Here is an 11,961-nt window from a genome sequence, read left to right as displayed (position 1 = left end):
CAAACGCGGGTCGGACCGAAGTGAGGTGAGTTTCATGCCCGAATACAAAGCGCCCCTGCGTGATATCCAGTTCGTAATGAAAGAGTTGCTTGGCAGCGAGCAGCACTATGCGTCCATCGAAGGCGGGGAAGAAGCTACCCCGGATATGGTCGACGCCATCATCCAGGAAGGCGCCAAGTTCAGTGAGCAGGTACTTTCTCCGCTGAACCAGGTGGGTGACCGTGAAGGTTGCACCTGGAGTGAAGGCGGCGTGAAGACGCCCACCGGCTTCCGCGAAGCCTACCAGCAGTACGTGGAAGGCGGCTGGCCATCCATGACCTCGGACCCGGAATACGGCGGCCAGGGCCTGCCGGGTTCCGTCGGTATCGTGATGAGCGAAATGGTCGGCACCGCCAACTGGTCCTGGGGCATGTACCCTGGTTTGAGCCACGGCGCCATGAACACCATCGAGGCTCACGGCACCGAGGAACAGAAGCAGACCTACCTGACCAGGCTGATCAGCGGCGAGTGGACCGGCACCATGTGCCTGACCGAGCCCCATTGCGGCTCCGACCTGGGCACCCTGCGCACCAAGGCCGAGCCCAACAGCGACGGCACCTACAGCATCACCGGTACCAAGATCTTCATCTCCGCCGGTGAGCACGACATGGCCGACAACATCGTCCATATCGTACTGGCCCGCCTGCCGGGCGCCCCGGAAGGCACCAAGGGTATCTCCCTGTTCATCGTACCCAAGTGCCTGCCCAACGAAGACGGCTCTGCCGGTGAGCGCAATGCTGTCTCCTGTGGCTCCATCGAGCACAAGATGGGTATCCACGGTAACGCCACCTGCGTCATGAACTTCGACGGCGCCAGGGGCTGGCTGATCGGCCCGGAGAACAAGGGCCTGAACTGCATGTTCACCTTCATGAACACCGCCCGTATCGGTACCGCCATCCAGGGACTGAGTGCCGCCGAGCTGGGCTTCCAGGGCTCACTGGCCTACGCGAAAGAGCGCCTGGCCATGCGTTCCCTGTCCGGTCCGAAGAACCCGGATGGCCCGGCGGATCCGATCATTGTCCACCCGGACGTACGCCGCATGCTGCTGACCCAGAAGTCCGTGGCTGAGGGCTCCCGTGCGCTGATTTACCTGGCCGCCCAGCAGGCCGACATCGTGGCCCGTGGCAAGACCGAGGAAGAGCGCAAGGCAGCTGATGCCATGCTGGGCTTCCTGACGCCGATCGCCAAGGCCTTCCTGACCGAGATCGGTTACGAGTCCGCCAACCTGGGGATGCAGGTATTCGGCGGTCACGGCTTCATTTCCGAGTGGGGCATGGAACAGAACGTTCGTGACGCCCGTATCGGCATGATCTACGAAGGCACCACTGGCATCCAGGCGCTGGACCTGCTTGGTCGCAAGATCCTGATGAGCCAGGGCGAAGCCCTCAAGCAGTTCACCAAGCTGGTCCACGTGTTCTGTAAGGAAAACGCCGACAACGAGCAGCTCAAGGAGTTCATCGAGCCGCTCCAGCAGATCAACAAGGAGTGGGGCGAGATCACCATGAAGCTGGGTATGAGCGCCATGAAGGACCGTGAGGAAGTGGGTGCCGCTGCGGTGGACTACCTGATGTACTCCGGCTATGCGGTCTTCGCCTACCTGTGGGCCCGTTCTGCCAAGGTGGCCCTGGACGCCATGGTTGAAGGTACCCCCGAGGAAGCCTTCTACAACGCCAAGGTCCAGACCGCACGCTTCTACTTCAAGCGCCTGCTGCCGCGTACCCGCACCCATGTGGAAACCATGTTTGCTGGTGCCGATACGCTGCTGGACCTGCCGGAAGAACACTTCGCGTTCTGAGGCATGTTCTAACTCCCGGCGCCCTGGGGTGCCGGGAGTGACAGGTTGCTGAAGATTTTGGCCATGTGCCAGTCCAGCCCGCTCTCCCTGTGAGGCGGGCTTTTTTGCAGGCGGCGATTGGCCAATTTGGCTGGTTCAACGCGTCCGATGCGTTAAACTGTGGCACCTTGAATTCATAATAATCTGAACCCGCTTCGGTTCAGTAAATACAAGACCCCCTTATTAACAGACGTGGAGAGAACCTGATGGCTGACTACAAGGCCCCGTTACAGGAAATCCGATTCGTAATGAACGACGTGTTCGACGCCCCGTCCCTGTGGGCATCCATGCCCCGGCTGGCGGAGCGCGTGGACCCGGACACGGCGGATGCCATTATTGAGGAGGCCGGCAAGGTCACCACCAACGTGATCGCCCCCCTTAACCGTGAAGGTGACGAGCAGGGCTGCCAGTGGAACGACGGCAAGGTCACCGCTCCGGAGGGTTTCCGTGAGGCGTACCAGACTATCGTGGACGGCGGCTGGAACGGCCTGGGTGGCAACCCGGACTTCGGCGGCATGGGCATGCCCAAGACCCTGGTGGTGCAGTTTGAGGAAATGCTGCAGGCGTCCAACATGGCCCTGGGCCTGGCGCCCATGCTTACCGCCGGCGCCTGCCTGGCCCTGGACGCCCATGGCAGCGAGGAACTGAAGGAAAAGTACCTGCCCAACCTCTACTCAGGCGTCTGGTCCGGCTCCATGGATCTGACCGAGCCCCATTGTGGTACTGACCTGGGCATCATGCGCAGCCGCGCCGTCCCCCAGGATGACGGTAGTTACAGTATCTCGGGTACCAAGATTTTCATTACCTGGGGTGAGCACGATATGGCGGAGAACATCATCCATTTCGTGCTGGCCAAGCTGCCGGATGCGCCCAAGGGACCCAAGGGCATTTCCCTGTTCCTGGTGCCCAAGTTCCTGGTTAACGACGACGGCTCCCTGGGCGAGCGCAACGCCTTCAGCTGTGGCTCCATTGAAAAGAAAATGGGCATCAAGGGTTCTGCCACCTGCGTTATGAACTTCGATGACGCCAGGGGCTGGCTGGTCGGCGAGGAAAACAAGGGCCTGGCCGCCATGTTCACCATGATGAACTACGAGCGCCTGGGTGTGGGTATCCAGGGCCTGGCCGCCGCGGAAGCGTCCCTGCAGAGTGCCCGGGAGTATGCCTTCGAGCGCATCCAGAGCCGTGCCCCTACCGGCGCCCGTAATCCGGAGCAGGCCGCTGATCCGCTGGTGGTCCACCCGGATGTGCGTCGTATGCTGCTGACCATGAAGGCCTATGTGGAAGGGGGCCGTGCCTTCTCAACCTACGTGGGACAGTGGCTGGACATTGCCAAGTTCTCTGACGAGGATGCAGACCGGGAGCGGGCCGAGGGCCTGGTTGCCCTGCTGACACCGGTGGCCAAGGCCTTCCTCACCGACCGCGGCTTTGACATGTGCGTTGTTGGCCAGCAGGTCTTCGGCGGCCACGGCTACATCCGTGAGTGGGGCCAGGAACAACTGGTTCGCGATGCCCGTATTACCCAGATCTATGAAGGTGCCAATGGCATCCAGGCGCTGGACCTGATGGGGCGCAAGGTGGTTGGCAGCCAGGGCAAGCTCTACGAGTTGTTTGCCGACGACCTGGCCGCTTTCATCGAGAAACAGCAGGGCAATGCTGCCCTGGAGCCGTTCCTGGCGCCGCTGTCGGCGTCCCTGGAGCGTCTGTCTGACGTTACCGAGCAGGTTCTGAACCAGTCCGAGGATGACCCCAATGCTCCCGGTGCCGCCTCGGCCGACTACACCAACCTGTTTGGCCTGACGGCACTGGCCTATATGTGGGCGAAGATGGTCGTTGCGGCTGCCCCCAAGGCCGAGGGTGACAGTTCTGGCTTCTACACTGGCAAGCTGAAAACGGCCCGGTTCTTCTACGAGCGCCTGCTGCCCCAGACAGTGTCACTGGCGGAGAGTATTCGTAGTGGTAGCCACTCCATGATGGAGCATGCTGACAACGAGTTCTGACTCTGATCAGCGCACAGCAGGAAATATCACAACAGGCCGGCTTTTGCCGGCCTGTTGTGTATTGGGCATATTGACACCATTTGCGTAACAGGCGCATCTTGAAGGTCATCGCGACAATCCGTTGCCAAGGAGGTCACCATGACCATGAAAGAGGATCTGAACAAACTCTCCGAAACCCTCAAGCAATACCGGGATGAGCTTCGTGTCCAGCTGCACCTCGCCCGCCAGGACGTGCGGGATGAGTGGGATGACCTGGACGAATACTGGGACAAGTTCCGGCAGAAGCTGGACGATATCCGCCATGATGCCGAGGGTGTCAGCGACGAAACCCGGCAGACAGCCCACAGGCTCGGCGAAGAACTCAAATCCGGGTACGAGCGGATACGCCAGCGCATCAAGTAGCTGCCTGCCTGTGTCAGCCCTGGCGCAGCAATACGGCAAGGTCGGAGAGGTGGTGCCAGGGCGGCAGGTCACCATAGCCCTTGGCCGCCCGGTCAGCCTCGCTACAGAGTGTCAGCGCCCGGTGGAGGGTGGGGCCTGGTAGCCGGCGGGCTGCGTGCTCGATCGCCCGGGCCCGTTGCGGCTGGAAGACGCCGTTTTTCTTGAGAAACGCAGCGGGGGCTTCCCGCTGTTTCATCGCCTGCTGCAGTTCCAGGGTCATATTGATGTCCCTGACCAGCACTGCCAGCAGGCCAAGTGGGTTCTCGCCTTCCTGTTGCAGCGTGGTGATCACCTTGCGGGCATGGGCCGCCCGGCCGGCCAGCAGGTCGGTAATCACCTCGAAGATATTGAAGCGGGCACTGTACTGTACCGCGGTTTCCACCACATCCTCATTGATGGTTTTATCGGCAGCCAGCAGGCTCAGGCGATCCAGCTCCTGGCTTGCCGCCAGCAGGTTACCCTCCAGACGTTCAGCCAGCAGGTTCAGTGCCCCCTGGGTCAGCGTCAGCCCACGGGAGCGGGCCCGTTGCTGCAGCCAGCCGGCAAACTTGTCTCCATCCACGGGCCATACAGTGACGTGGACACCGGCTTTCTGCAGCTGTTTGTACCATTTGCGCCGGGTCTCGGCGGCATCCAGGCGGACGCTGATCAGCAGGAGCAGGATATCGTCCGCAGGCTGGGCCAGCGCCTGCTCGATCACGTCACGGCCGTCACCGAGCTTGCCATTGGGGAGGTGAATCTCTATACGACGGCGCTCGGCAAACAGCGACATGGCGCCCAGCTCGTCCCGCAGGGCGCCCCAGTTCAGGTGCTGGTCGGCGTGGTAGACCTGGCGGTCGTTGAAGCCTTCGCTGCGGGCCTTCGCGCGGATCTGGTCACAGGCTTCCTGGACCAGCAGGGGTTCATCCCCGGACACCAGGTACACTGGTGCGAGGGATTTCTCCAGTGCCTGGCCTAGCTGTCCGGGGTTAATCTTCATTGGCGGGTATCGCTGCCCCGGGCTTCCGAGGCCTCCAGGATTTCGTCGATTCTGCGCTGGTCGAACGGCACCAGGCGATAGCCGATCTGTCTCACCAGGCTATCGTGGAGCTGTCGCTCAATCTCTCCCCGTTCCCGACGATTGGCGAGTACGCTGGCAGAGTCGAACCGGTAGCTTTGTGCAGCACTCACGTCGGTATCCGGCAGCAAGGGAATGCCCTCACGGGTTTGCAGCATGATGCTGATACTCTGGCGTAACTCGTACTCGGCGGCCTCGGCGCGGGCGGAAATGGCACTGGTGCGCTGAGTCTGACGGAAGTCGCCCAGCAGGAGCAGGTGTGCGGCTTGTTCCCGGTTTTCCACCAGGGTTACGTCAGCCATCGAAAACTGTGATTTCAACGCCCGGCAAAGGTCTGCAGGAACCCCGGAGTGGCACCCGACCCAGAGTGGCTCCAGTGCGGATGGCACCGGGGACGCGCCCCGCAACTGGAAGCCGCAGGCGCTGACCAGAAGGGTCAACAGGCCCAGGCTGAATGCCATTGCGAGCTTTCTCATCACCGCCTCCGTCCCCGGATATCAGTTGGCAACCACGTTGACCAGCTTGCCGGGCACGACGATCACTTTACGCACCGTCTTGCCTTCGGTGAAGCGGGTAACGTTTTCGTGCTCCAGGGCCAGTTTTTCCAGGTCATCCTTGCTGATATCAGCGGGTACGTCGGCCTTGCCGCGAACCTTGCCATTGACCTGCAATACCACCTGGATTTCGCTTCGTACCATGGCACTCTCGTCAGCGACAGGCCAGGAGGCATCCACCACCGGCTCTTCGTGGCCCATGGCCTGCCACAGGGTGTGGCAAATATGGGGCGCGATAGGAGCCAGCATCAGTACGGCAGCGTCCAGGGCTTCCTGGACCACGGCCCGGTCCTGTTCTTCCGTGGCATCGAGCCGGCCCACCTCGTTCAGCAACTCCATAACGGCTGCGATAGAGGTGTTGAAGGTCAGGCGGCGGCTGATGTCGTCGCTGACCTTGGCAATGGTTTCGTGGGTTTTCCGGCGCAGGTCCCGGCGTGCGTCGTTCAGTTGCGCCACATCGATGGCCTGTACCGGGCCACCGGTGGTGTGTTCCCGTACCAGGCGCCACAGGCGCTTGAGGAAACGGTTGGCACCTTCCACGCCGCTGTCAGACCACTCCAGGGATTGCTCTGGCGGGGCAGCGAACATCATGAACAGGCGCACGGTGTCGGCGCCGTGCTGGTCAATGATCGCCTGGGGGTCAATGCCGTTGTTCTTCGACTTGGACATCTTGGTGACGCCGCCGATGGCAACCGGCTGGCCGTCTTCCCGGTGCGTAGCCTTGACCACCTGGCCCTTGTTGTCCCGCTCCACCGTCACATCTGCCGGCGCGATCCAGGTGGTCTTGCCGGACTCATCGGTACGGTAGTAGGTCTCGGCCAGCACCATGCCCTGGGTCAGCAGGCGGTTGAAGGGCTCGGAACTGTCCACCAGGCCCACATCCCGCAGCAACTTGTGGAAGAAGCGGGCGTACAGCAGGTGCAGGATGGCGTGTTCGATACCACCGATATACTGGTCTACCGGCAGCCAGTAGTTGGCGGCGGCCGGGTCCAGCATGCCCTTGTCGTAGTTGGGGCTGCAGAAGCGGGCGTAGTACCAGGACGACTCCATGAAGGTATCGAAGGTGTCCGTTTCCAGGGTGGCGGGCTGGCCGTTGTACTCGGTCTTCGCCCACTCGGGGTCAGCCTTGATGGGAGACTGTACGCCGTCCATTTCCACATCTTCCGGCAACCGTACCGGCAGCTTGTCGTCCGGTACCGGCATCTCGGTGCCGTCTTCCAGGGTCATCATGGGTATGGGCGCGCCCCAGTAACGCTGACGGGACACACCCCAGTCCCGCAGGCGGTAGTTTACGGTGCGCTTGCCGATGCCGTTCTCTTCCAGGTAAGCAGCGATGGCATCGAAAGCTTCGTCGCTGGTGAGGCCGCTGTAGCTGCCGGAAGAAACCAGGGTGCCTTTCTCGGTGAAGGCCTCTTCCTGTACGTCCAGCTCGCGACCATCGAGGGCGGCAATGACCTGCTGGATGGGCAGGCGGTATTTGCGGGCAAATTCGTGGTCACGCTCGTCGTGGCCCGGCACCGCCATGAGGGCGCCCGTGCCATAGTCCATCAGCACAAAGTTGGCGACCCACACCGGAATCTCTTCCTGGGTCAGCGGGTGAATGGCCTTGAAGCCGGTGTCGATGCCCCGCTTCTCCATGGTAGCCATTTCCGCTTCGGCGACCTTGCTGTTGCGACACTCGTCCACGAACCGTGCAACATCGGTGTGTTCTTCCGCGGCCTTCTTCGCCAGTGGATGCTCGGCCGCGACCGCCATGTAGGTGACGCCCATCAGGGTGTCCGGACGGGTGGTGTAGACCGTGAGGCCGTCATCGGCTCCCTTGAGGGGAAAGGTCAGCTCGGTGCCTTCGGACTTGCCGATCCAGTTACGCTGCATGGTCTTGACCTGGTCCGGCCAGCCTTCCAGCTGGTCCAGGTCACTCAGCAATTCCTCGGCGTAGTCGGTGATTCGAATAAACCACTGGGGGATCTTTTTCTGTTCCACGATGGCGCCGGAGCGCCAGCCGCGGCCGTCTACCACCTGCTCATTGGCCAGTACGGTCTGATCCACCGGGTCCCAGTTCACCGTGGACAACTTCTTGTACACCAGGCCCTTCTCGTAGAGGCGGGCGAAGAACCACTGCTCCCAGCGATAATATTCCGGGTCGCAGGTGGCCAGCTCCCGTTTCCAGTCGTAGCCGAAGCCGAGCTGTTTGAGCTGCTTCTTCATGTACTCGATATTGGACCGGGTCCACCTGGCCGGGGCAGACTTGTTGGCAATGGCGGCGTTCTCGGCGGGCAGGCCAAAGGCGTCCCAGCCCATGGGCTGCATCACATTCTTGCCCTGCATGCGCTGGTAGCGGGAGATGACGTCGCCGATGGTGTAGTTGCGCACATGGCCCATGTGCAGCTTGCCGCTCGGGTAGGGGAACATGGACAGGCAGTAGTACTTGGGTTTGCCGGGCTCCTCCTTCACCGTAAAGGTGTCGTTGTCTTCCCAGAATTTGCGGGCATTCTGTTCAACATCGCGGGGATTGTATTGCTCGTCCATTCCTGCCATTGCCGTTTGGTACCTTGTGTCGGAAAGAAGCCGGAAACGGGCTTCCATCAGAAAAATGTTGCCGAAGTGTTGTCAAATTGGCCGGACATTCTAACGTACTGGCGCGGCAACAGGTAGCCTGCCAAAACCCGGGGTTTATGCCACACTGAACGAAATGACACCCTGAGGAGCGGCCATGACCGATCAGCAACGCAAAGAACAGCCGAAACAGGTTTCCCACCAGGCCCTCGAGGCCTATGACCGCATGCTGGAACGGGTGGAAAGCCGGCTCGCAGATGCCGAAGAGCGCACCCTGGAGACCCTGCGGCAGGAGATCGACGATGCGGTGGAGTTTGAAACCGAGCTTGAACGGCTTACCCGGGATGAAGCCAGCCTGCTGGCGGCTTACCTGCGCCGTGACCTGGAACACCTGGTCACCTTCGTTGGCGGCACGGGCGAAGGGCTAAGGGAGTGGCTGCAGCTGGACCTGTCACTGCTGGAGCGCAAGCTCCAGGACCTGCTGTTCTCCATTGCCGACAAGACCCGTCTGGACACCCTGGAGCTGGACCAGAAACTGGAGAACCAGGACGTCACCCACTACATGACCGGAGAGGTAGCCACGGCGGGCATGTTCCGCTGCCTGAATTGTGGCCACATGAAGTGTCTGACTGCTACCAGCCAGCTAGGCCCTTGCGAGGCTTGTGAGAGTCACTACTTCGAAAGGGTGACCGGTCAGTGGCCGGCGGGGAACTGATACCCCCTGCGGCCCGCTGACGGGGCGGGCGCAGGGAGAGGGCAGGGTTGGCGGATGAACCGCCGGATGTCAGACCCGGCGGTCCCGGGCCAGCCCCGCGAGCAGTTCACTGACTGCCCCTGGAATGGCATCGTCGCTGTCTGCTTCAACGCTGACCGTAGCCACGTCGGTGCCGAGGTTAACCGCAACCGCAATCAGGCCATGGGTCGCCAGTAGCTGGGCAGCGCGACGGCGGTCGTCGGCGGGTCCGGCGTTCTCTTCGGTCAGTACAACGGACGTCTTGCCCTGGTCGAACAGTGCGCGCTCCACCGCGAGGGCCAGGTCGCCGGCCTTGCGGCCGTTACAGGCGATGATGGCCGGCTTCTGGGCCAGGCGCCGTTCGCGTTCTTCAGCGGTGACCGGGTCAAGGGACTCGGTATCACTGGCGGTGCCGGCGATCATACCCGCGCCAATGGTGACGTTAGTCAGCCGGTCGATGACAATGAAGCTGCCGGTCGCGTGGTTACGCGGGTAGGCATCGAAGGCAACGGGCTGGCTGAGGGTGAGCTCGCACAGGCCGATTTCGTTAAGCGCCAGTTGGGCCGGGTTGGCACTTTGTTCCAGGGTATTCACATCCGTCTGGTGGTGAATCTTCTTCACCGTTGCCGAGGTAAAGGTCGGCCCCAGCTTGATGTCGTAAAGGCGGCCGGTTTCCAGTGGGGCGTCTGTCATCCAGACGAGGTTGGCGGTAAAGCGGTTGCCCACCTCCGGCTCGTCTTCGACCTTCACCAGCATGTCGCCACGGCTGATGTCGATCTCGTCGTTCAGGGTCAGGGTCACGGCCTGGTCGATATAGGCTTCTTCCAGGTTGCCATCAAAGGTGACCACGTCTTTTACCGTGCTCTTGCGGCGAGACGGCAGGGCCATGACCTGGTCACCCGGGCGGATTACGCCGGAGGCGATGGTGCCGCAGAAACCACGGAAGTTCAGGTTGGGCCGGGTGACGTACTGGACCGGGAAACGGAAGTGCTCCAGGTTCTTGTCCCGTGACACCTCTACGGTTTCCAGGATGTCCATCAACGGCTGTCCGCTGAACCAGGGCGTATTCTCGCTCCGGTTAACCACGTTGTCGCCTTCCAGGGCCGAGATGGGCACGAAGCGGACGTCCTTCAGACCCAGCCTGGCTGCAAATGCCAGGTAGTCTTCCTTGATCTCGTTGAAGCGTTCCTCGCTGTAGTCCACCAGGTCCATCTTGTTAATCGCCACGACGATGTGGCGGATGCCCAGCAGGGAGGCAATGTAGGAGTGCCGGCGGGTCTGCGTGAGCACACCATAACGGGCGTCGATCATCAGGATCGCCAGCTGGGCAGTGGAGGCGCCGGTGGCCATGTTGCGGGTGTACTGCTCATGGCCCGGGGTGTCCGCGATGATGAACTTGCGCTTGTCAGTGCTGAAGTAGCGGTAGGCCACGTCAATGGTGATGCCCTGTTCGCGCTCGGCCTGCAGGCCATCGACCAGAAGCGCCAGGTCCAGCTTCTCGCCCGTGGTGCCCATCTTGGCGCTGTCGGTTTTCAGACTGGCCATGTGATCTTCGTAGATCATCTTGGTGTCATGGAGCAGGCGGCCGATCAGGGTGCTTTTGCCATCATCCACACTGCCGCAGGTCAGCAGACGCAGCAGTTCCTTGTTTTCGTGTTGCTTCAGGTAGGCCTGAATATCTTCGGCAATCAGATCAGACTGGTGTGACATCTCAGAAGTACCCTTCCCGCTTTTTCTGTTCCATGGACCCGGCGGAATCGTGGTCGATCACGCGACCCTGACGCTCGGAGCTGGTGGCCAGCAGCATTTCCTGGATGATTTCCGGCAGCGTGTCCGCCTCGGACTCGATAGCCCCGGTCAGCGGATAGCAGCCCAGGGTGCGGAAGCGCACGGATTTCATCATTGGCTCCTCGCCTTCCTTGAGGGGCATGCGGTCGTCATCCACCATGATCAGCGTGCCGTCCCGCTCTACTACCGGTCGTTTCGCGGCGTAGTACAGGGGGACGATCTCGATGTTTTCCAGGTAGATGTACTGCCAGATGTCCAGCTCGGTCCAGTTGGACAGTGGGAACACACGAATGCTCTCACCCTTGTTGACCTTGCCGTTGTAGATGTTCCAGAGCTCCGGGCGCTGGTTCTTTGGATCCCAGCGATGGTACTCATCCCGGAAGGAATAGACCCGCTCCTTGGCCCGGGATTTTTCTTCGTCCCGGCGGGCGCCACCGAAGGCGGCGTCGAACTTGTACTTGTCCAGCGCCTGCTTGAGGGACTGGGTCTTCATCACATCGGTGTGCTTGGCGCTGCCATGGGTGAACGGGCCAATACCCTGTTTCACGCCGTCCTCATTGATGTGGACGATCAGGTCCAGGCCATATTCCTTAACCTTGCGGTCCCGGAAATCGATCATCTCCCGGAACTTCCAGGTGGTATCCACATGCATCAGGGGAAACGGCGGCTTACCGGGATAGAAGGCCTTGCGGGCCAGGTGCAGCATGACCGCAGAGTCCTTGCCAATGGAGTAGAGCATCACCGGGTTGTCGAATTCCGCGGCGACCTCCCGGATGATGTGGATGCTTTCAGCTTCCAGCTGTTTGAGATGGGTCAGGTTGTACGTGGTCATAAGTTAAGCTCATTGGGGCGCCTCAGCGAGGTGCCCAAAACAGGAATAGAGAGGCATTATCAGAGGTGAGCTACTATACCAGCGGCAAGTTCTTATAAGAAGGCGGTCTACTAGAGTTTCCGGCTATAAC

The 11,961-nt window shown here is 61.2% G+C and carries 9 protein-coding genes; 4 read left to right on the top strand and 5 right to left on the bottom strand.

The window, feature by feature from the left end; genetic code table 11:
- The first annotated feature begins 34 nt into the window (after positions 1-34).
- The 3 genes from MLC59_RS01400 to MLC59_RS01390 all read left to right on the top strand — a co-directional run bounded on the left by MLC59_RS01400 (position 35) and on the right by MLC59_RS01390 (position 4,272).
- Positions 35-1,834: an acyl-CoA dehydrogenase C-terminal domain-containing protein gene (locus MLC59_RS01400; RefSeq protein WP_248230252.1), complete on the top strand. Its 1,800-nt coding sequence runs from the start codon at positions 35-37 to the stop codon at positions 1,832-1,834.
- A 245-nt stretch (positions 1,835-2,079) separates the two neighbouring features.
- Positions 2,080-3,870, top strand: coding sequence for an acyl-CoA dehydrogenase C-terminal domain-containing protein (locus tag MLC59_RS01395; RefSeq protein ID WP_248230251.1), 1,791 nt, complete (start codon positions 2,080-2,082; stop codon positions 3,868-3,870).
- A gap of 138 nt (positions 3,871-4,008) precedes the next feature.
- Positions 4,009-4,272: a hypothetical protein gene (locus MLC59_RS01390; RefSeq protein WP_248230250.1), complete on the top strand. Its 264-nt coding sequence runs from the start codon at positions 4,009-4,011 to the stop codon at positions 4,270-4,272.
- Between the two features lie 13 nt (positions 4,273-4,285).
- On the opposite strand, the gene holA is transcribed toward MLC59_RS01390, so the two are convergent.
- From holA to leuS, 3 genes are read right to left on the bottom strand one after another with little or no spacing between them, the layout of a single operon-like run.
- Entirely contained in the window at positions 4,286-5,290 is a 1,005-nt protein-coding gene (gene holA, locus MLC59_RS01385) for a DNA polymerase III subunit delta (RefSeq protein ID WP_248230249.1), read from the bottom strand.
- Positions 5,287-5,844, bottom strand: coding sequence for an LPS-assembly lipoprotein LptE (locus MLC59_RS01380; protein ID WP_248230248.1), 558 nt, complete (start codon positions 5,842-5,844; stop codon positions 5,287-5,289). The genes holA and MLC59_RS01380 overlap by 4 nt, the downstream gene beginning before the upstream one ends.
- Positions 5,845-5,865: 21 nt before the next feature.
- On the bottom strand, positions 5,866-8,451 hold the full coding sequence (gene leuS, locus MLC59_RS01375) for a leucine--tRNA ligase (RefSeq protein ID WP_248230535.1): 2,586 nt from the start codon (positions 8,449-8,451) through the stop codon (positions 5,866-5,868).
- 184 nt (positions 8,452-8,635) lie between these two features.
- On the opposite strand from leuS, the gene MLC59_RS01370 reads away from it, so the two are divergent.
- Positions 8,636-9,193: a zinc ribbon-containing protein gene (locus tag MLC59_RS01370; protein ID WP_248230247.1), complete on the top strand. Its 558-nt coding sequence runs from the start codon at positions 8,636-8,638 to the stop codon at positions 9,191-9,193.
- Positions 9,194-9,262: 69 nt separating this feature from the next.
- On the opposite strand, the gene cysN is transcribed toward MLC59_RS01370, so the two are convergent.
- Positions 9,263-10,921, bottom strand: a complete 1,659-nt coding sequence (cysN, locus tag MLC59_RS01365) for a sulfate adenylyltransferase subunit CysN (protein WP_248230246.1) — start codon at positions 10,919-10,921, stop codon at positions 9,263-9,265.
- Between the two features lies 1 nt (position 10,922).
- Complete coding sequence (gene cysD / locus MLC59_RS01360) at positions 10,923-11,831, bottom strand: sulfate adenylyltransferase subunit CysD (RefSeq protein ID WP_248230245.1); 909 nt, start codon at positions 11,829-11,831, stop codon at positions 10,923-10,925.
- Positions 11,832-11,961: the final 130 nt, after the last annotated feature.

The organism is Marinobacter bryozoorum (genome assembly GCF_023156245.1).
GTDB lineage: Bacteria > Pseudomonadota > Gammaproteobacteria > Pseudomonadales > Oleiphilaceae > Marinobacter > Marinobacter bryozoorum.
Note: the sequence above shows the minus strand (reverse complement) of the source record. Positions and strands in the feature narration are given on the sequence as shown.